Raw genomic sequence first — 20,074 nt, 5'->3', positions numbered from 1 at the left:
ACGATCATCAAGGATCAAGGATGAGACAAACGACATTTCCGGAATCGATGCGCTGCGTCGTGCTGATCGGCATCGATTTCGACGGCCCCAGCCACGAAGTGGGGCGCGGCATTGCGCCCTTGGGCAAGCACTCCTGGGGCAACTATTCCGCCCGCTGCGGCGTGCCGCGGCACATGGAAATGCTGGACCGCCACAATATCAAGGGCACGTTCTTCGTCCCGGGCTATGACGCCGAACGGCATCCCATGACCATCGAGGACATCGACCGCAACGGTTTCGAAGTCGCCGCGCACGGCTATCTGCACGAGGCCTGGGAACTCAAGGCGGAGGAAGAAGAAGCCCTGCTGCGCAAGACCGACGGCATCCTGCGCGACATCATCAAGAAGCCCGTGCTGGGCTGGCGCTCGCCGTCCGGCCGCAAGAGCGACAAGACCATGAAGGTGCTGAAGTCGCTGGGCTATATCTACGATTCCAGCGACAAGGACTACGACCGTCCGTACCGGCTGCGCTTCGGCAAGACGCAGGACGACGTCATCGTCGAACTGCCCAACAACACCTACAGCCTGGACGATTTCCCGTTCTACAAGTTCAGCTATACGCCCCCGTCGGAAGTGCTGGCGCAATGGAAGTCGGAGTTCGATGCGATCTATCGCAACGACCGGTTCTTCGTGATGTCGCTGCATCCGCGCGCGGGCTGGGGCTCCGGTACGCCGTCGCGCACCAAGGCGCTGTCCGACCTGATCGCCTATATGAAGACGCACGACGGCGTGCAATTCATGGAGTCGCGCGCTTTCGCCCAATGGTGCCTGGACAACAGCAACAATCTTGAAGAGGTGTCGTTCGCATGAGCACGTATACCTGGCCCCATGGCGCCCGCGCGGTCGTCCTGCCGACCGTGAACTTCGACGCCGAGTCCTTCGATCTGAAGGAAGTCCCCACCGAACGCATGTTCGGCCGCTATTCCTACGGCCGCTACGCGGTGCGCGCGGGGTTTCCCCGCCTGGTGGAGCTGTTCGAAAAGCATGAAGTGCCGGCGACGTTCTTCGTCCCCGGCACGGATGCCCGCCGGCATCCCGAGCTGATCCGCGAGCTGGCCGCCCAGGGACATGAGATCGCCGCGCGCGGCGTGGACCTGGAAAACTTCGCCACCCTGGGCGACAAGGAAACCCAGGTGCTGAAGGAATCGCGCGACATCCTGGCCGACCTTGCCGGCGTGGCGCCGCAGGGCTTCCGCGCGCCGGGCGGCGAGTTGTCGTCCCGGACGCTGGATCACCTGGCGGACCTGGGTTTCATCTACGACGCCAGCTTCCAGGACGCCGACTACCCCTACGTGTTCGGCCTGTCGGGCGACAAGAAGCTGGTGGAGCTGCCTTCGAGCTTCGCGCTGGACGACGCGCCGGTGTATTCGGCCCGCCATACGCATGCGCGCCTGCAGACGATCTGGCGTGACGAGATCGCCGCCATGCATGCGGAAGGCACGCTGATTCCCATCACCTTGAACCTGCGCGGGGATTTCGGCTCCACGCGCGCGGCGCGTATCGCGGTGCTGGATACCTTGCTGACCGAGCTCAGGCAACTGGGCGACGTGCGCTTCATGACCTGCCAGCAACTGGCGGAACATACGCTGTCGCTGAACCTGGCGCCGGAGCCGGATCCCCATCGCGCGCACGCCGAAACGCTGGCGAACACGGTGTACCGCGGCGATCTGGCGATCCGGCCGCTGTAGTCAACGCGGCCGCTACCAGGGCAGCGTTGCGCCGTGCCGGTCGATGTATCGCAGTCCTGGCCGGCCGGCATGGCGCTCTACGGTGTCGACCACCAGCGGGATGCTTTCCGAGACGTCCAGGGCGGCGTTGCTGCCGCCCATCTCGGTACGCACCCATCCGGGCGCGACCAGCAGCAGGGCTTGCGTGCCGCCGGCATGGCGCGACGCGTAGGCCTTCATCAACATGTTCAACGCGGCCTTGCTGGAACTGTACAGCTCCCAGAAGCCTTCGTTGTTGGTGATGCTGCCCAGCTCCGAGGACATGACAGCGATGACGCCATCGCGCGCAACCATGTCCTGGAAGACTTCGATGACCCGCATGGGGCTGAGCGCGTTGGTCAGCATCATGTCGATGAAATCCTGTTCGTCGCCTTGCAGCGGGGTCAGTTCGTTCGCCTTGCAGATGCCGGCATTGACGAACAGCGTGTCCAGCGTGCGGCCTTGCAGGCGAGCGTGCAGTTCACGTACCGACGCCAGGTCGGTGATGTCGACGGACTGGATTTCCAGTTCGCAGACGCTGCGTTCGCGCAAGGCTTCGAGTTGCGGAGACTGGCTGCGCGTGGTGGCGATGACGTGCCAGCCCTTGCCGCAGTATTCCTCGGCCAGCGCCAGGCCCAGGCCGCGTGACGCGCCCAGGATAAGTACGGTTTTCTGATCGGCCATTGAAAGCTCCTTGTATGGTGTCCGTGGTCATTGGAGCACTCGGAGCGTCGTGCGTACACGGCCTGGATGTCAATGGATTGTTGACCTGGAGTAAGCAATGGACACGCGGGCACGGCCCTTGCTCCACAGTAGCCCGAAGCCTGCCATACGTAGCGGGCAACCGAGAAAGGAGAGCGCCATGCGAGGCATTCTGCTCTGGCTGTTGGGGATCCCCATCCCGGTCATCATTCTGCTTTGGCTGTTCCACGTCATTTAAGCAGTCTGGACGGCGCGGAACAGCGTCGAACTGGCGGCGGTTGGAGGCATCTCCATCCGCCGCTATCCAATTCCCGAATAGCGGACGTGACCTAGCGGATCTCCGGATAGCTGCGGTCGCTATCGTGGTCGAGCAGTACTTCGTAGGCACGCGGGTCCGCGGCCGTGAAGCGCGCGACGTGCGCCGCGCGCAGCAATTCCCTGGTGCCGGCGTCGGTGTGCATGCCGAGCAGCGCGGCTGTCAGGCGCTCGGACGTCGCGGGGTCGACATCCTGTCCGCTGACGAGCAAGGGATTCGGCGTCCAATCCGTATATCCGATCGCGCGCAGGCCCTGTAGCGCGTCTGCGTCATGCACGCGCAGCAGGTCCAGATACCACCCGTCCACGGCCGTCAGGTCGATTTCGCCATCGCGCAAGGCGCGCAGCAGGCCACGTGGGTTGCCATAAGGACCTTTGACTTCCTGGAACAGCGAGTCCCCGCGCGCCGCCGCATGGCGGGCGAGCAGGCGCCGGGGCGCGTTCCAGCCGGACTGGGAGTCGCGCACCATCCACCCGTAGCGGCTGCCGAACGCATCCTCCAGCCGCTGCCAGGGCGCATCTTCGCGCACCAGGAAGGCGCTGCGATAACGCGCCTGGTCGTCGTAACCGGGCAAATCCGGCACGACGGCGGCCACCGCCGTATAAGCCTTGCCGCCGCGCAATGCTTGCGCGAACGGCCAGCCGCACATGAATGCGCCGCACAGGCCGGGGCGCGCCCAGAGTTCACCGATCGGCGTCGGCCAACCGTGTTCGACAAAGGTCACGTGCAGGCCCGCCCGCCGATGTGCCTCGGCCAGCAGCGCATGCCACGCCGTCTTGGCGGACGGCGCGACGTCGTACATGCGGGTCGATGCGATCAAAGGCGTAGCGGTCATGGCGGCTCCCGGTGTGTTCGATCAGGCGTACTTCAAGGTCTGCCCGATACCGAGTCGCTTGGCCTTGTCCAGCATCGCCTGCCCCAGCGCGATGTCCGTCGTCGACAGGCCGCGATGCCAGAACAGGATGGTCTCCTGATCGTTCTCGCGTCCCGGCTTCAGGCCGGCCACGATCTGGCCGATCTCGGCGTGCAGGTTTTCCTGGGTGATGCGGTCGCTGTCCACGTGGGCGCGCAGCGAACCGAAGGGCAGGCCCTTGCGGCACTGGCCCCAATCGTCGACCACCACCTTGGACATGATGTCCGTCAGCGAGAGCTCGACCGCGCTCATGGTGCCGTAGGGCATGACCAGCGCGCCCGGCTTGATCCATTCCGTCTTGAGCAGCGGCGTGGGCTTGGGCAGGCGCGAGGCTTCGACGACGATGTCAGCGTCGCGCACGCAGGATTCCCAATCTTCCACCACCTTGACCGGCTTGCCCAGGTCGCGCGACAGGCGGTCGCCAAAGGCCTGGCGGCTTTCGGGACGGCGCGAGTGCACGCGGATCTCGTCGAAATTGAAGATGCTGTCCAGCAGGCGCACGTTCCAGTACGAGGTGCCGCGCGCCCCGATGTGGCCCAGTATCTTGCTGTCGCGCCGCGCCAGGTGCTTGGCGCCCAGCGCGGTGACCGCGCCGGTGCGCATGTCGGTGATGGCAGTCGCATCGACGATGGCCAGCGGCTTGCCGGTGACCGGATCGAACAGGTTCAGCAAGGCCATTTCGGACGGCAGGTCGACCTTGTAGTTGTCGACGAAATCGCTGACCACCTTGACGCCGGCCACGTGCAGCGGCTCGATGTAGCCGCGCAGCACGTTGAAGTGGCCCTTGTCCGAGGATTCCGGCACCAGGTGCACGCGCGGCTCGATCACGGTCTTGCCCAGGCCCTGCGCGCGCAGGGCGCCTTCCACCGCGGCCAGGATCTCGGCATCGGTGATGTTCAGGGCTTTGACGTCGGGCCCGTTCAGGTAGGTAATGTCGATGGACTGCATGATGTCTCCGGACTTACTGGATAGGCTTGATGCCCGCCGTCTTGACGATGTCCGCCCACTTGCGGGACTCGTCCTGGATCATGGCGGCGAAGGCTTGCGATGTAATGCTGGAGGGCTCCACGCCCTGGTCTTCGAACTTCTGCCGCACGGCCGGATCCTTCAGGACGGTCGCGACGTCCTGCGCCAGCTTGGCCAGGACGGCGGGCGGCGTCTTGGCGGGAGCGACCAGGCCGTACCACGACGTCACGTCGAAACCCGGGTAGCCGCTTTCGGCGACGGTGGGGACGTCGGGCAGCTGCGGCAGCCGATGCGGTCCGGCGATGGCCAGGGCGCGCAGCTTGCCGCTGCGGATGAAGGGCAGCACGCTGGAAACGCCGGCGAACATCATGTCCACGTTGCCCGCGACCACGTCGGTGACGGCGGGCGCCATGCCGTTGTACGGGATATGCATGGTGCTGATGCCGGCGGATTGGTTCAGCAGCTCGCCGGCCAGGTGCGCGCCGCTGCCGGCGCCGGGCGAGGCGAAGTTCAGCTTGCCCGGCTTGCTCTTGGCGTATTCGATGAAGGACTTGAAGTCCTTGGCCGGCAGGGCGGGGTTCACGACCAGGATGTTGGGCGAGGTCGCCAGCAGCGTGATGGGCGCGAAGGCGTGGGCCGTGTCGAAGTTCAGGTTGGTGTAGAGCAGCGGGTTGACGGTCAGGTTGCCGGCCGGCGCCAGGCCCAGCGTGTAGCCGTCGGCGGCGGCGCGGGCGACTTGGCCCATGCCCAGGTTGCCGGAGGCGCCGGGGCGGTTTTCGATGATGACCGGCACGCCCCACATTTCGTTGAGCTTCTGCCCGACGATGCGCGGGATGGCGTCGGCGACGCCGCCCGCGCCGAACGGCACGATGATGGTCACGGGCTTGGAAGGATAGGCATCCGCCGCGTGCACGGGCGCGGCGGATGCCGCGATGAGGGCGCCGGCGGCGCAAGCCGCCAGGCGCAGGCTCAGAGACAGTTTCATGGTATTCCCCTTGTATGTGTGTCTACTGCTGCGTGATGCCGGCCCGAGGCCGGCGGGTAAGGTGTTCGATCGCGGCGTGATGCCGGCCGCGCGGGCGGGCGCGTGAAGTCGTTTCGGTTCTCAGCGGCCCAGCATCGGCAGGTCCAGTCCGGCGTCGCGCGCGCAGGCGATGGCTTCTTCGTAGCCGGCGTCCGCGTGGCGCATGACGCCCGTCGCAGGGTCGTTGTGCAGCACACGCGCGATGCGGCGATCCGCCGCTTCGGTGCCATCGCACACGATGACCACGCCGGCGTGCTGCGAGAACCCCATGCCGACGCCGCCGCCATGGTGCAGCGACACCCAGGTCGCGCCGCCGGCGGTGTTCAGCAGGGCATTCAGCAAGGGCCAGTCGGACACCGCGTCCGAGCCGTCCCGCATCGATTCCGTTTCACGGTTCGGGCTGGCCACCGAGCCGGAATCCAGGTGATCGCGGCCGATGACCACGGGCGCGCTCAGTTCCCCGGTGCGGACCATCTCATTGAAGGCCAACCCCAGCCGCGCGCGATCGCGCACGCCCACCCAGCAGATGCGCGCCGGCAGGCCCTGGAAGGCGATGCGTTCGCGCGCCATGTCCAGCCAGTTGTGCAGATGCTTGTCGTGCGGGATCAGTTCCTTGACCTTGGCGTCCGTCTTGTAGATGTCCTCCGGATCGCCCGACAGCGCGGCCCAGCGGAACGGACCGATGCCTTCGCAGAACAGCGGGCGGATATAGGCGGGCACGAAACCGGGGAAATCGAAGGCGTTCTCCACGCCCATTTCCAGCGCCATCTGGCGGATATTGTTGCCGTAGTCCAGCGTCGCCGCACCGCGTTCCTGCAGCGTCAGCATGGCGCGCACGTGGCCGGCCATGGATTGCTTGGCCGCGCGCACCACGGCATCCGGTTCGTCGTTGCGGCGGGCTTTCCATTCTTCCATCGTCCAGCCCTGCGGCAGGTAGCCGTTCAAGGGATCGTGGGCGGAGGTCTGGTCGGTCACGCAGTCGGGCGTGATACCGCGCTGGACCATTTCCGCCAGCACGTCGGCGGCATTGCCCAACAAGCCGATGGACACGGCCTTGCCCTGGGTCTTGGGCTGCTCCAGCAGGCCCAGCGCTTCGTCCAGGGTCTTGGCTTTCACGTCGATATAGCGGGTGCGCAGGCGGAAGTCGATGCGCGACTCGTCGCACTCCACCGCGATCATGCTGAAGCCGGCCATGGTGGCGGCCAGCGGCTGCGCGCCGCCCATCCCGCCCAGGCCCGCCGTCAGGATCCAGCGGCCCTTGGGATCGCCGCCGAAATGGCGGTTGGCCACCGAATAGAAGGTTTCGTAGGTGCCTTGCACGATGCCCTGGGAGCCGATGTAGATCCAGCTGCCGGCCGTCATCTGGCCGTACATCATCAGGCCCTTGCGGTCGAGTTCGTGGAAGTGTTCCCAGGTGGCCCAATGCGGCACCAGGTTGGAATTGGCCAGCAGCACGCGCGGGGCGTCTTCATGGGTCCGGAACACGCCGACCGGCTTGCCGGACTGGATCAGCAGCGTTTCGTCGGGCTGCAGGCGGCGCAGCACTTCCAGGATCTTGTCGAAGGACGGCCAGTCGCGCGCGGCGCGGCCGATGCCGCCGTACACCACCAACTGATCCGGATGCTCGGCCACTTCCGCGTCCAGGTTGTTCTGGATCATGCGGTAGGCGGCTTCGATCAGCCAGTTCCTGCAGCTCAGGGTATTGCCGCGCGGCGCGCGGATCTTGCGCGAGGGGTCGATGCGGGCGTTTTTCGTAGCGGTCATGGCTGTTGTTCTCCGGAAGTCTTGGCGGGGGCGGGGCGTGTGGGCATGACGGCGTGGCCGGTCAGGCGATAGCGGTCGCCGGGATGGATGAGTCGGGCGCAGGTGGCGACGTGCTCGCCGGACCAGGTGCGGCGCAGCACCTGCAGGCAGGCTTGCGGGCCTTTCAGTCCCAGCCAGCCCGCGACGCGGGTATCGGGAAGAATGGCCTCGATGGTGTGTTCGACGGCGGTCAGCGGCGCGACGCGGCTCAGGTAGGCATTGGGCGTTTCGCGGCTGAAGTCCTGCCGGATGTAGTCGGGGGCCACGCGGGGGTTGACGTAGCGGTCTTCCAGCTGCACGGGCGCGTCGTTGTCCAGATGCAGGATCAGCGAGTGGTAGACGGATTTGTCGATGGACAGGTCCAGCGCGGCGGCGATGGCTTCCGGCGCGGTCACGCGCTCCAGCTGCAGCACGCGGTTGGAATAGCGGTGGCCGCGCTGGGCGATTTCGTCGGCGATGTTGCGGACTTCCAGCACGGGCAGGGCGGGTTTCTGTTCCGCCACGAAGGTGCCCAGGCCCTGGCTGCGGACCAGCATGCCTTCCTGGGTCAGTTCCAGGATCGCGCGGCGCGCCGTCATGCGCGAGACCTCGAACTGCGCGGCCAGCTGGTTTTCCGACGGGACCTGGTCGTTCACCGCCCATTCGCCGGCTTCGATCTGCGCGACGATGTGCTGCTTGATGCGTGCATAGGGAGGGAGCGGGAGGCTGGCGGCGGGCATGCGGATGGGTGGATGTCTGCGACTGGGGATGGGGCAAACTCTAACTTGAATATACAAGTATAGGCAAGTACCATCCGGCTATGGAAAACCCGAGGATGGCTTTATTCCGCCGATGCGCGATAAAGCCCCATGCGCTGGAAAAGACCCCATGACCACTGAAGCAAGCCAGGACGCCCTGATCGTCAACGCCCGGATCGCGACTTTCGATTCCGCCGCGCCGTATGGCGTGCGCGACGATGCCGACGCGATCGCCATCCAGGGCGGACGCATCGCCTGGATCGGCAGGGCGGCGGATGCGCCCGCCGGCGCATGGGCGGATTCCGCCGGCCGGCCGGGCACCCTGATCGATGCGGAAGGCGCCTGGGTGATGCCCGGCCTGATCGATTGCCACACGCATCTGATCTATGCGGGTTCGCGCGCCCGGGAATTCGAGATGCGCTTGAACGGCGCCTCGTATGAAGACATCGCGCGCGCCGGCGGTGGCATCGTTTCCACCGTGCGCGCCACGCGGCAGGCGGGGGAAGACGGCCTGATCGCGCAAGCCTTGCCGCGCCTGCGCGCCTTGCTGTGCGAAGGCGTGACCACGGTGGAGATCAAGTCCGGCTACGGCCTGGACCGCGACACCGAACTGGCCATGCTGCGCGCGGCCCGCGCCCTGGGCGCGAGCCTGCCGGTGACGATACGCACGACTTTCCTGGGCGCGCATGCGCTGCCGCCCGAATATGCCGGCCGTGCCGACGACTACATCGATTTCGTCTGCGCCGACGTGCTGCCGGAGGCCGCGCGGCTCGGGCTGGCGGATGCGGTGGACGTGTTCCACGAAAGCATAGGTTTCGACAGCGCGCAGACGGAGCGGGTCTACCGCACGGCGGCAGCGCTGGGCCTGCCGGTGAAGGTGCATGCCGAACAGCTGAACCTGTGCGGCGCCGCGGCCCTGGGCGCGCGTTACCGCGCCTTGTCGGCGGACCATCTGGAGCATCTGGACGAAGCCGGCGCGCGGGCCATGGCGGCGGCCGGAACGGTCGCGGTGTTATTGCCCGGGGCGTTCTATTTCCTGCGCGATACGAAGGTGCCGCCGATCGACCTGCTGCGCCGCCACGGCGTGCCCATGGCGGTGGCGACGGACTGCAATCCCGGCACGTCGCCGTTCGCATCGTTGTTGCTGATGCTGAACATGGCGTGCACGCTGTTCCGCCTGACGCCGGCCGAGGCCCTGCAGGGCGTCACGCAGGCCGCGGCGCGCGCGCTCGGCCTGCAGGATGAGATCGGCACCGTGACGCCAGGCAAGTGGGCCGACCTGGTGTTCTGGCGGGTGCCGGAACTGGCGGAGCTATGCTACAGCCACGGCGCGCACCGGCCGGCGCGCATCCTGCGGCGCGGCGTCGAACAGGTGGCGTGACGGCCGGCCGGCCGCGATCAGTCCGTCTGCATGTGGCCGGTCTTGACGATCTGGCCCAGGCGCGCGCGTTCGTCCTGGGTGAACTTGGTGAAGGACGCTCGCGTGCCGCCGCCGGCGTCCTGGCTGCTGCGCTGTAGCGCCTGCTGCACGTCCGGCGTCTTCAGCGCAGCGTTCACGGCGGCATTCATCCTGTCCAGGATATTGTCGGGCGTGCCGGTCGGCGCCAGCAGGCCGGCCCAGTGCACGATCCGCAGCGTGGGCAGGCCTTCTTCCGCCGTGGTGGGGATGTTGGGCGCGCTGGCCATGCGCTTGTCGCCGGTGATCGCCAGTCCCTTCAGCTTGCCGCCCTTGATCAGGGGCAGGGTGGCGACGCTGGCTTCGGACGTCGCGTCGACCTGCCCGGCGACCACCGCGGTCACGCCTTCGCCGCCGCTCTTGTAGGTGATGGGTTCCACGTTCATGCCCGTGGCTTCGCGCAGCATCTCCGCGACGAATTGCGGCGCGCTGCCGTTGCCCGCGGTGGAAAAGGTGATGCGGCCGTTGTGGTTCTTCCTGGCGTCGTCCAGGAATTCCTTCAGGTTGTTGGAAGGATTGGCGGCGCTGGTGACGATGATCGAAGGGGTCACGGTCATCAGCACGACCGGCGTCAGTGCTTCGTCCTTGTACGGCTGCTTGGGGTGGATCAGGCTGTTGGTGATGACGCTGTTGCCGCCCACCAGGAAGGTATAGCCGTCAGGCGCGCTGTGCGCGACGTGGGCCGCGCCGATGGCGCCGCCCGCGCCAGGGCGGTTTTCGACGATGATCGACTGGTGCAGCTGTTCGCTGACGGATTTGGCGACCAGCCGCGCGGCCAGGTCGATGCCGCCGCCCGGACTGAAGGGCGCGACGAAGGTGATGGGATGGCTGGGCCAGTCCGCCGCCATGGCGGCGCCGGCGGCCAGGCAGGCCGACAGCGCGATGGCAAGGCGTACGCCGCGTCGCGGCAATGCTGTATTCATGATGATCTTCCGTTGTCTCGTCTTATCGTTTTTCGCGGCGCCTTGCGTTGCGGGCGCCGCCGCCGATGGAAAGATCCCCCGCGCAGATTGTGCCTCTTTCGAGACATAAGCGAAACCGCGGCTTATCCTGGTGCTGCCGATGCCAGTATCCGCCATGCCGGTGTGCGCTATTACGGTACGGGCGCTCGGCTGGTTGCCGCCAGGTGGCGCCGTATATAGTGCCAGCTGCCTTCGCGCGTCCCCCGGAACCACCGTCAGTCCATTGCCCATGAGCAGCTCCAGCACGACATCTTCCACCGCCGATGCCACCCTGTTGGAGCAGGGTTCGGACCATTGGATGCGCAACCTGGCGGTATGCGTGTTCGGTTCCTTCACCACCATCATCGGCATGACCTTGCTGCTGCCCTTCCTGCCGCTGTATGTGGAGCAGCTGGGCGTCAAGGATCATGCGGCCATCGTGCAGTGGTCGGGGGTGGCGTTCGGCGCCACGTTCTTCACCGCCGCGCTGACCGCGCCGCTGTGGGGACGCCTGGCCGACCGCTATGGCCGCAAGCTGATGCTGATACGCGCCAGCCTGGGCATGGCCATCGCCATGTCGCTGATCGGCATGGCGGAAAACGTGTACCAATTGGTCGGCCTGCGCCTGCTGGCTGGGCTGCTGGGCGGCTATGCGTCCGGCTCGATGGTGCTGGTGGCCACGCAGACGCCCAGGCATCGCACCGGCTGGGCGCTGGGCATGCTGTCGTCCGGCATCATGGCGGGCAACCTGGCCGGACCGCTGATCGGCGGGGCGCTGCCGCCGCTGATCGGCATACGCGCGACCTTCCTGGCGTCGGGGGCGCTGATCTTCCTGGCCTTCCTGGTGACCACGTTCCTGATCAAGGAAGAGCGCCGGCCCCGGCCCGCGAAGTCGGCCGACAAGCCCAAGGGCGGCCTGGCCGCCGTACCGGACAAGGGACCGCTGCTGGCGATGCTGTTCACCGGCATGCTGCTGATGCTGGCGAACATGTCGATCGAGCCCATCATCACGGTGTACGTTGCGCAGTTCGCCGAGCCGCGCAACGTGACGATGGTGGCCGGGCTGGTGATGTCGGCGACGGCGCTGGGCAGCATCCTGTCGGCCTCGCGCCTGGGCCGGCTGGCGGACCGGGTGGGGCACTGGAACGTGATCATCGCCTGTCTGCTGGTGTCGGCGCTGCTGCTCATCCCGCAGGCCTTCATCACGGCGAGCTGGCAGCTGGTGGTGCTGCGTTTCCTGATGGGACTGTCGCTGGGCGGATTGCTGCCCTGCATCGCCTCGGTGATCCGCCATAACGTGCCGGAGCGCGTGGCGGGCGGGATGCTGGGGTATTCGACATCGGCCCAGTATGTGGGCCAGGTGGTGGGGCCGCTGGCCGGCGGTTTCGTCGGCGGCCATTTCGGCATGCGGTCGGTGTTCCTGGGGACCAGCCTGCTGATGGCGCTGGGCGCGCTGTACAACCGAGTGGTGCGCGTGCGCAGGGCGCGTCGCTAGTATCCCCGGCGCCGCGCGGCGGACGGCCCGCGGATGCATTGCCCACGCGGCGTGCGGCTGGAATACCCGCATAGCCCCGACACGTTTCCCTGGTTATCCTCCGGATTCGGCGCTTCGGCCCGGCCGCGATCCCCGCGATCGCGCGATTAGAAAACCAAGGAGACAGACAACATGAGCCGTGCTTCCCATCGCTGCTTCGCAGCGCTGTTCGCCACCGCCGTCCTGGCCGCCGCACCCGCGGCGCGGGCGGCCGATGCCTGGCCCGACAAGCCCATCACGCTGGTTTCGCCTTATGCGCCGGGCGGCACCACCGACGTCCTGGCGCGCCTGCTGGCGACCCGCCTGCACGATAAGCTGAAGCAGACCGTCGTGGTCGAAAACCGCGCCGGCGCCGGCGGCAACATCGGCACCGCCTATGTCGCCAAGGCCAAGCCGGATGGCTATACCTACCTGCTGGCGGCCAGCGGTCCCATCGTGATCGCCGGGACGCTGTACAAGTCGCTGCCCTACGACCCGGCCAAGGACTTCACGGAAGTCGCGCCGCTGGCGCGCACCAGCTTTGTGGTCGCGGTCAATGCGAAGTCCGGGCTGAACTCCATCAAGGACGTCATCGCCAAGGGCAAGACCGGTGACCTGGTCTTCGGCTCGGCCGGTTCCGGCACGCCGCAGCACATCATCGGCGAAATGTTCAACACCGCCGCGGGCACCAAGATCCGCCACATTCCGTACAAGGGCTCGGGGCCCTTGCTGAACGACCTGGTCGGCGGCCAGGTGCCGCTGGCTTTCGAAAATCCCTTGCCCATCATGCAGCAGGTCAAGGCCGGCAACCTGAAAGTCCTGGCCGTCACCGGCGCACAGCGCTCCGCCGCCTTGCCCGACGTGCCCACGCTGGCCGAAACCGGCATCAAGGGCGTCGACGCGCAACCCTGGTACGGCCTGCTCGGCCCGGCGGGCATTCCCGACGCCATCACCAAGCGCATGAACCAGGAGGTGCAGGATATCCTCAACGCCCCCGACGTCAAGGAACAGCTCGCCACGCTGGGCGTGGAGCCCATGCACATGACGCCGGCGGAATTCCATTCCTACGTCGTCAAGGAAATCGGCACCTGGGGCAAGGCCGTGAAGGCGTCCGGCGCGACGGTGGATTGACCAGGGTTGCAGGTGCACCGCTTCGGGCCGTACGGCCTTGAGCATCCACGCTTAGGGCTCAGTGTTCGCTGGGCCCTTTTCCTTGGCGTTGAATCTCGGTAGCGCCTGATCGGCCTACTCTCGGAATCCAGCCGCGTGCGCTTCTACACATATATGGACGCAGCTGCTTTGCTCAGCGACTTTTGGACGGAGGTTGAGATGACGCTGCGCGACAGGACCCCTGACATGAAAAGGCTCAAAATCGGTATCGCGTCGCTTGAGCAGTACAAGGCCAGGACGCTCGCTATAGCCAGGGGCGAATACCGGCCGAGCGCTGGCGAGCCCAAAGTCTGGTTCCAATCCATGGAAAGCCTTGCTCAGGTCTTGTCCGACAAGAACCGGGCACTGCTCGCCCTGATTGCGCGGACAAAACCCGCATCGTTGAATGAACTTGCCATCAAAAGCGGCAGGGCAAAATCAAATCTTTCCCGTACGTTGCGGACCATGGAACAGTACGGATTGATCTATTTCGAACAAGGTCCAGGCCGTCAGTTGGCACCCCGATCCAATTACTGCGGAATCTCCTTTGAAGTGTCGTTCTGATACGGACCAAGCCATCTATGCCAGGGGCTTCAGCTCACCCAGTACCGTGGGTATCAGCTCCGATACCGTGGGATGGATGTGTACGGTGCGCTGCAGGGTGGTGTAGGGCGCCTTGCTGGACATGATGTCCAGGATGCCGTGGACGGCTTCGTCGCCGCCGGTGCCCAGGATGGCGGCGCCCAGGATGGCCTTGGTTTCGGCATCGACCACGACTTTCATGAAACCGTCGGTCTCGCCTTTTTCGACGGCGCGGCCGACGCGCGTCATGGGGCGGATGCCGACCAGCGCGGGGCGGCCGGTGGCGCGCACCGCGGCTTCGGTCATGCCGACCCGGCCCAGGGGCGGGTCGATGTACAGGGCATAGCAGGGCAGGCGGTCGCTGACGCGGCGCGGGTCCTGGTCCAGCAGGTTCGCCGCAACGATTTCGAAATCGTTGTATGAAGTGTGGGTGAAGGCGCCGCGCCCATTGCAATCGCCCAGGGCCCAGATGTGCGGCACATTGGTGCGCAGTTCATCGTCGACGACGATATAGCCGCGCGCGTCCATTTTCACGCCGGCGGCCTCCAGCCCCAGGTCGGCCGTATTCGGCACGCGGCCCACGGCCATCAGCACGTGCGAACCGATGATCGGACCCGGATCCTGCGAGCATGACACGCGCACGGCCGCGCCGTCGGGATGCGGCTCGAAGCGTATGCATTCGGCGTTCAGGTGCACGCGTATCCCTTCCTTTTCCAGGATCTTCAGGATGGCGTCGGATACATCGGGATCTTCCCGCGAGATCAGGCGCGGGCCTTTCTCCACCACCGTGACCTCGGCGCCGAAGCGCCGGTACATCTGCGCGAATTCCAGGCCGATGTAGCTGCCGCCTATGACCACCATGTGGCGCGGCACGTTGTCCAGCTCCAGCAGGCTGGTATTGGTGAGCAGGGGGATGTCGTGCACGCCCGGCATGTCCGGGATATTGGCGCGGCCGCCCACGTTGATGTAGATGCGGTCGGCCGACAGGCGCTGCCCGTCGACCTCGATGTCATGCGGGCCGACGAATCGCCCCTGGCCTTGCAGCACGGTGCACTTGTCCATGCCGCGCAGCCATTTTTCGACATTGCCGCGCGCACGCATGACGACCTCGTCCTTGCGCGCCTTCAGGCGTGTCGCATCGATGCCGACCTGTCCTGGCAAGGTGACGCCGAAGTCGGCCGACCGCCGCGCCAGATGGGCGGCGTAGGCGCTGGCCACCAGCGTCTTGGTGGGCATGCAGCCCGTATTCACGCAGGTGCCGCCGAAGTGCTTGCGTTCGATCAGCGCGACGCGCTGGCCCGCCTCGGTCAGGCGTCCGGCCAGCGGCGGCCCGGCCTGGCCGGCGCCGATGATGATGGCGTCGTAGTGGCTGCCTGCCATCGTCGCGGTCCGCGCGCCGGCGGCGGTCGGCTGGGAAGGGGGATTCGTCGGCTGCGTGCTCATGGCATGACCTCACTGTGCGCGCCGCGCCAGCGGCGGTGGACGGAAGCCGGTCGGCGGGGCGGTGCCCTTGCCGCGGCGATCCACCACTGTAAACGCTGGCCGTGAATGAAGAAACCACCGGTTGGGGCCGGCGCTTGTCAGCTCGATGTGCGCCGGATGCGGGCATACTTGCATCGACGCCGGTGACCGGTGGCCCGCGTGGCTGGCCGGCCGGTCATACCGCGCAACAGGCGGCCGCACCGCCGCGTATAGGGAGCAAGCCCGGAACATGTCCACCGATCATCGCCGCCGCGAATTCTTCCGCAAGTCGGCCCGCGGCGCGGGCGCCGCCGCGGCCCTGTCGATGTTTCCGCCCGCCATACGCAAGGCGCTCGCCATCGAGGCGGACCGTCGCACCGGCACCTTGCGGGACGTCGAGCACATCGTCGTCCTGACGCAGGAAAACCGCGCCTTCGACCACTATTTCGGCACGATGGCCGGCGTCAGGGGCTTCGGCGACCGCTTCCCCATTCCCGTGGCCGATGCGCCCGGCATGCGCGGCCGGACGGTCTGGTACCAGCGCCACGACGGCCAGCCGGCGGGCCTGCCGGCCATCCTGGCGCCGCAGCACAACGATACGGCGGTGGACTTTCGCCTGATGCGCACCGCGGGCACGCCCCATCTTTATCCCGACGCGCAGGATGCGTGGGACGGCGGGCGCATGACGCACTGGCCGCAGTTCAAGAAGAACGCGTCCATGGTCTATTACGCCGAGGCCGACCTGCCGTTCCAGTTCGCGCTGGCCAACGCCTTCACCGTGTGCGATGCCTATTATTGTTCGCTGACCGGCGGCACCAATCCGAACCGATGCTTCATCTACACCGGCACCAATCACGGCCGGGACGATCCCGCCCGGCCGGACATCTACAACGGCCCCGCGCTGGACAACAGCTACAACACGCTGAAGAAAGGCTCCCACAAGGACGGCTACACCTGGATGACCTACGCGGAACGCCTGCAGGACGCGGGCGTCAGCTGGCAGGTGTACCAGGACAACGAATTCGAGTTCTACGCGCTGAACCCGCTGTTCGGCTTCAAGGCCTTTCGCCAGGCGCATGCCCATAGCGTCCCCGCCGTGCTGCCGCAGCGTACCGAGCGTGAACGCGCGCTGTACGAAAGAGGCATACGCACGCGCAACCTGGACGCGCTGCGCGCGGACGTGATGGCGGACCGCCTGCCGCAGGTCTCGTGGATCTGCGCGCCGTCGTCGGCGTCCGAGCATCCGCAACCGTCCAGCCCCGCGCAGGGCGCCGCCTACACCGCGCAGGTGCTGGAGGCGTTGACGGCCAATCCGCGCGTGTGGAGCCGCACGGTGCTGATCCTGAATTTCGATGAGAACGACGGTTTCTTCGACCACATGCCGCCGCCCGCGCCGCCGTCGTACGCGCGCACCGCCGGCGGCACGCAGGCGCTCGACCCGCAGGGCGCCAGCACGGTGGACGCCGGCGACGACTATCTGGGCGACGATGTGGGCGGCGTGCAGTCCACGCTGGCCTATCGCCATCATCCCTATGGCATGGGACCGCGCGTGCCCATGTATGTGATCTCGCCCTGGAGCCGCGGCGGCTGGGTGAATTCGGAGGTCTTCGACCATACGTCGGTGCTGCGCTTCATCGCACGGCGCTTCGGCGTCGATGAGCCCAACATCAGCCCCTGGCGGCGGGCGGTCGCGGGCGACCTGATGTCCTGTTTCGACTTCGCCATGCCCAACCAGGAAAGCAGGCCGGCGCGGCTGCCGGACACCGCCGCGCTGGATGGACGCAGCCGGTCGCTGCCCGGCACCACCGCGCCCGTCGCGCCGGCGGCGCCCGAGCTGCCGATACAGGCCATGGGGTCGCGGCGCTCGCGCGCCTTGCCGTATGAGCTGCATGTGGACGATGAGTGGGTGGTCGAGAGCGCGCCACCGCGACCTGTGGACAGTCAGGCGGACCGGCAGGCGCAGCCCGGGGCGCGCGCGCAGCGCCTGCGGCTGCGCTTTTCCAACACCGGTGGGCGGGCCGCTGTTTTTCACGTCTACGACATCCACCGCCTGGACGCCTTGCCGCGCCGCTATACGGTCGAGCCGGGCAGGGCGCTGGAAGACGCCTGGCCGCCGCTGCCGGACGGACGCTACAACCTTTGGGTGCTGGGCCCCAACGGCTTTCACCGGCACTTCGCCGGCGCCCTCGCGGCGCTGCCCGCGACGCGGCCGCCGATCACGCGCGTCCGTTATGCGCCGGCCGAAGGCGCGCTGGTGCTGACGGTCAGCAATCCATCCGAAGCCGGCATGGCAGTGACCGTCACCGACAACGCCTACTTCGGCGGCGCGTCGAAAAGCCAGGATGTGCCCGCGGGCCGGCAGGCCGAATGGCGATGGCCGCTGGCGGCGTCGCACTGCTGGTACGACTTCACGCTCAGGGTCCGGATGGCGGGCGGGACCGCCGCGCAGGACTACGCCCGGCGGTTCGCCGGCCGGATGGAAACCGGCGCGCACGGGATCTCCGATCCGGCGATGGGCGGCCTCGCGCAGGGCAGCTATGCCGCCCTGATGTGAGCCGACCTGCCGAAAGTTAATCCATTGCGGCAATAAATTATTGTTTTACGATAATTCCCCTGTTATGATGCGTCTGCGTTGGGCAGTTGCCGCAGGACTTCCGATGGCTTATCCGCCATTTGCGGTCGGCGGCCACACCCAGCGCCACGTTGCCCATTTTCGAAAGGTTTTCCCATGACCCTGTTCAACCGCGAGCCCGGCCGCCGCGACCAACGCGACCGCCGCGAATGCACGCCCGACCGCCTGGCCAACCTCAGCCACCGCATGGCCGGCCTCACGCTGGTGGTAATGGCCGCATTGCTGGCGCTCAACATCGTCAACTGGATCTACCCCCCTTATGGTCCGCATGGCTATGGCTTCAGCTTCGGCATGACCGCGCGCTGGCTGTCGGACAGTTCGATAGACCCGACCCAGTTCCCGGCGTGGCAGACGATAGGCGCGATGCTGATCACCAGCGTGCCGCTGCTGGTGCTGATGCGCGGCCTGGCCCATCTGCGCGCGCTGTTCCGCGACTACGCCCGGGGCGCCTACTTTTCCATGCGGGCCGGACGCCATCTGGCCGCGGTCGGGCGCTGGATCGCCTTGTGGGTGGTGGTGCAGTTCCTGACCGAACCGGTGCTGAGCATATGGCTGACCATACGCGCCGAACCCGGCCACCACATCGTCGCGCTGTCGGTGGACACGTCGGCCCTGGTGGCGCTGTTCGTCGCCGCATGCATCGCCATCGTCGGCCGCATCCTGCAGCGCGCGTCCGAGGTCTATCGCGAAAACCAGCAATTCGTCTAGCGGCCCGCGACGCGACATTCACCCCACGGCAGGACCGCAATGCCCATCGTCGTCACACTGGACGTCATGCTCAGCAAGCGCAAGATGAAGTCCAAGGACCTGGCCGCCATCGTCGGCATCACGGAACAGAACCTGTCGCTGCTGAAATCGGGGAAGGTCAGGGGCGTGCGCTTCGACACGCTGGAAGCGATCTGCCGCGCCCTGCAGTGCCAGCCGGGTGACCTGCTGGCCTACCAGGACTCCGAGGAAACCGACACGCCGCCGGCCGGGGAATAGGCGGCCGGCGGCCGGCGCGTCAGCCTTCGCAATCCGCCCAGCAATTGGGCGTTTCATACAGCCGCACGCGGGCCAGCCGCAGATCGCCGCCGAACTGCCGGTGGTAATGCGGGCGCAGGATGTCGAAGGCGATGCGCGCCAGGTTTTCCACCGTGGGAATCCGGTCCAGCACCACGGTCTTGTGCCCCGGCAGGCTGTCCAGGAAGCCGCGCACGGCGGCATCGCCCGCGTACACCAGGAAAGCGTGGTCCCAATGGTCGACCAGGTGTTCGTTGGCGATCGCCTTGATGTCCGAGAAATCCATCACCATGCCGTTGTCCGACGCGCCGGGCGCATCGATGACCTGGCCTTCCAGCGTGACTTCCAGCACATAGCGATGGCCGTGCATATTGCGGCATTGGCTGCGATGGTCCGGAATGCGATGGCCGGCGTCGAATTCCAGCCGGCGGGTGACGGAGATCGTGCCGGGTTCCGGGCACGTGGGGCTGCTCATGGAATGCCTATGTATTTATGGGTTTGCAGGCTCAGGCGCCATTGCGGATGCTGCTTGCAGTACTCGACGATCGCCTGCGTGTGCGCCGTGCGTTCGGGCCCGTCCATGGGTTGCAGGAAAAAGTGCTCGAACTTCAGGCCGGCGAAGGACTCCGGCCGGGCGTCGGCCTGCGGATAGACCAGCTTCAACTCATTGCCGGCGCGCAGCAGCACGGGCGCCTTGCCCTTGGGGCTGACGCAGACCCAGTCGATGCCTTCCGGCGGCACCATGGTGCCGTTGGTCTCGATGGCGATCGTGAAGCCGCGCACGTGCACCGCGGCGATCAGGGCACGGTCGAGCTGCAGCAGCGGTTCGCCGCCCGTGAACACCACGTAGCGGAGGGCGGTATCGGGACCCCATTCCGCGGCCAGCGCATCGGCCAGCCTATCGGCGTCGGCGAATTTGCCGCCGCCGGGGCCGTCGGTGCCGATGAAGTCGGTGTCGCAGAAGGTACAGGCGGCCGTGGCGCGGTCGCTTTCGCGGCCGGACCACAGGTTGCAGCCGGCGAAACGGCAGAAAACCGCGGCTCGTCCCGCCTGCGCCCCTTCGCCCTGCAGGGTCTTGAAAATTTCCTTGACGGCGTAGGTCATGAAAACAGCGGGTCTGTAAAACCCGCTAT

General features: G+C 66.7%; 19 protein-coding genes. 9 read left to right on the top strand and 10 right to left on the bottom strand.

Going from position 1 to position 20,074, the window contains the following annotated elements; genetic code table 11:
* Positions 1 to 20: 20 nt before the first annotated feature.
* Together CAL26_RS15755 and CAL26_RS15750 are read left to right on the top strand one after the other, a co-directional pair.
* Positions 21 to 848, top strand: a complete 828-nt coding sequence (locus CAL26_RS15755) for a polysaccharide deacetylase family protein (RefSeq protein WP_094847805.1) — start codon at positions 21 to 23, stop codon at positions 846 to 848.
* Positions 845 to 1,726 carry a polysaccharide deacetylase family protein gene (locus CAL26_RS15750; RefSeq protein WP_094847804.1) on the top strand — a complete coding sequence of 294 codons (882 nt, stop codon included), beginning with the start codon at positions 845 to 847 and terminating at the stop codon, positions 1,724 to 1,726. The genes CAL26_RS15755 and CAL26_RS15750 overlap by 4 nt, the downstream gene beginning before the upstream one ends.
* Before the next feature lie 12 nt (positions 1,727 to 1,738).
* On the opposite strand, the gene CAL26_RS15745 is transcribed toward CAL26_RS15750, so the two are convergent.
* The 6 genes from CAL26_RS15745 to hutC form a co-directional block, all read right to left on the bottom strand.
* Entirely contained in the window at positions 1,739 to 2,428 is a 690-nt protein-coding gene (locus tag CAL26_RS15745; RefSeq protein WP_094847803.1) for an SDR family NAD(P)-dependent oxidoreductase, read from the bottom strand.
* A 347-nt stretch (positions 2,429 to 2,775) separates the two neighbouring features.
* Positions 2,776 to 3,597 carry a phosphate/phosphite/phosphonate ABC transporter substrate-binding protein gene (locus CAL26_RS15740; protein WP_094847802.1) on the bottom strand — a complete coding sequence of 274 codons (822 nt, stop codon included), beginning with the start codon at positions 3,595 to 3,597 and terminating at the stop codon, positions 2,776 to 2,778.
* A gap of 21 nt (positions 3,598 to 3,618) precedes the next feature.
* Positions 3,619 to 4,623 (bottom strand): ornithine cyclodeaminase family protein, encoded by a 1,005-nt coding sequence (locus tag CAL26_RS15735; RefSeq protein ID WP_086065558.1) that lies wholly within the window; start codon positions 4,621 to 4,623, stop codon positions 3,619 to 3,621.
* A gap of 13 nt (positions 4,624 to 4,636) precedes the next feature.
* Positions 4,637 to 5,626, bottom strand: coding sequence for a Bug family tripartite tricarboxylate transporter substrate binding protein (locus CAL26_RS15730; RefSeq protein ID WP_094847801.1), 990 nt, complete (start codon positions 5,624 to 5,626; stop codon positions 4,637 to 4,639).
* Between the two features lie 120 nt (positions 5,627 to 5,746).
* Positions 5,747 to 7,429: a urocanate hydratase gene (hutU, locus tag CAL26_RS15725; protein ID WP_094847800.1), complete on the bottom strand. Its 1,683-nt coding sequence runs from the start codon at positions 7,427 to 7,429 to the stop codon at positions 5,747 to 5,749.
* On the bottom strand, positions 7,426 to 8,187 hold the full coding sequence (gene hutC, locus CAL26_RS15720; protein WP_094847799.1) for a histidine utilization repressor: 762 nt from the start codon (positions 8,185 to 8,187) through the stop codon (positions 7,426 to 7,428). The genes hutU and hutC overlap by 4 nt, the downstream gene beginning before the upstream one ends.
* Positions 8,188 to 8,335: 148 nt before the next feature.
* Here hutC and hutI point away from each other — a divergent pair, with 148 nt between their 5' ends.
* Positions 8,336 to 9,586 (top strand): imidazolonepropionase, encoded by a 1,251-nt coding sequence (gene hutI, locus CAL26_RS15715; RefSeq protein ID WP_094847798.1) that lies wholly within the window; start codon positions 8,336 to 8,338, stop codon positions 9,584 to 9,586.
* 17 nt (positions 9,587 to 9,603) lie between these two features.
* Here the strand turns inward: hutI and CAL26_RS15710 are convergent, their stop codons facing one another.
* Complete coding sequence (locus CAL26_RS15710; RefSeq protein WP_094847797.1) at positions 9,604 to 10,584, bottom strand: Bug family tripartite tricarboxylate transporter substrate binding protein; 981 nt, start codon at positions 10,582 to 10,584, stop codon at positions 9,604 to 9,606.
* A gap of 268 nt (positions 10,585 to 10,852) precedes the next feature.
* Here CAL26_RS15710 and CAL26_RS15705 point away from each other — a divergent pair, with 268 nt between their 5' ends.
* The 3 genes from CAL26_RS15705 (at position 10,853) to CAL26_RS15695 (ending at position 13,828) form a co-directional block, all read left to right on the top strand.
* On the top strand, positions 10,853 to 12,097 hold the full coding sequence (locus CAL26_RS15705; protein WP_094847796.1) for an MFS transporter: 1,245 nt from the start codon (positions 10,853 to 10,855) through the stop codon (positions 12,095 to 12,097).
* Positions 12,098 to 12,268: 171 nt separating this feature from the next.
* Positions 12,269 to 13,246 carry a Bug family tripartite tricarboxylate transporter substrate binding protein gene (locus CAL26_RS15700; RefSeq protein WP_094847795.1) on the top strand — a complete coding sequence of 326 codons (978 nt, stop codon included), beginning with the start codon at positions 12,269 to 12,271 and terminating at the stop codon, positions 13,244 to 13,246.
* A gap of 198 nt (positions 13,247 to 13,444) precedes the next feature.
* Positions 13,445 to 13,828, top strand: a complete 384-nt coding sequence (locus CAL26_RS15695; protein WP_256988471.1) for an HVO_A0114 family putative DNA-binding protein — start codon at positions 13,445 to 13,447, stop codon at positions 13,826 to 13,828.
* Positions 13,829 to 13,843: 15 nt separating this feature from the next.
* Here CAL26_RS15695 and CAL26_RS15690 read toward each other — a convergent pair whose 3' ends face one another.
* Positions 13,844 to 15,226 (bottom strand): FAD-containing oxidoreductase, encoded by a 1,383-nt coding sequence (locus CAL26_RS15690; protein ID WP_094849906.1) that lies wholly within the window; start codon positions 15,224 to 15,226, stop codon positions 13,844 to 13,846.
* A gap of 331 nt (positions 15,227 to 15,557) precedes the next feature.
* On the opposite strand from CAL26_RS15690, the gene CAL26_RS15685 reads away from it, so the two are divergent.
* The 3 genes from CAL26_RS15685 to CAL26_RS15675 all read left to right on the top strand — a co-directional run bounded on the left by CAL26_RS15685 (position 15,558) and on the right by CAL26_RS15675 (position 18,923).
* The gene (locus tag CAL26_RS15685) at positions 15,558 to 17,861 is read left to right on the top strand and encodes a phosphocholine-specific phospholipase C (RefSeq protein WP_094847794.1); all 2,304 of its coding nucleotides are present in this window, start codon (positions 15,558 to 15,560) and stop codon (positions 17,859 to 17,861) included.
* A gap of 174 nt (positions 17,862 to 18,035) precedes the next feature.
* Positions 18,036 to 18,647 carry a DUF2975 domain-containing protein gene (locus CAL26_RS15680; RefSeq protein WP_094847793.1) on the top strand — a complete coding sequence of 204 codons (612 nt, stop codon included), beginning with the start codon at positions 18,036 to 18,038 and terminating at the stop codon, positions 18,645 to 18,647.
* A 39-nt stretch (positions 18,648 to 18,686) separates the two neighbouring features.
* The gene (locus CAL26_RS15675) at positions 18,687 to 18,923 is read left to right on the top strand and encodes a helix-turn-helix domain-containing protein (RefSeq protein WP_094847792.1); all 237 of its coding nucleotides are present in this window, start codon (positions 18,687 to 18,689) and stop codon (positions 18,921 to 18,923) included.
* Positions 18,924 to 18,942: 19 nt separating this feature from the next.
* On the opposite strand, the gene queD is transcribed toward CAL26_RS15675, so the two are convergent.
* Positions 18,943 to 19,416, bottom strand: a complete 474-nt coding sequence (gene queD / locus CAL26_RS15670; RefSeq protein WP_094847791.1) for a 6-carboxytetrahydropterin synthase QueD — start codon at positions 19,414 to 19,416, stop codon at positions 18,943 to 18,945.
* A complete protein-coding gene (gene queE, locus CAL26_RS15665) occupies positions 19,413 to 20,045 on the bottom strand; it encodes a 7-carboxy-7-deazaguanine synthase (protein WP_094847790.1) in 633 nt (210 codons plus the stop codon). The genes queD and queE overlap by 4 nt, the downstream gene beginning before the upstream one ends.
* Between the last annotated feature and the right edge of the window lie 29 nt (positions 20,046 to 20,074).

It is taken from the genome of Bordetella genomosp. 9, from assembly GCF_002261425.1.
GTDB lineage: Bacteria > Pseudomonadota > Gammaproteobacteria > Burkholderiales > Burkholderiaceae_B > Bordetella_C.
The sequence above is the reverse complement of the archived record's forward strand: the minus strand, read 5'-3'. Positions and strand labels throughout refer to the sequence as shown.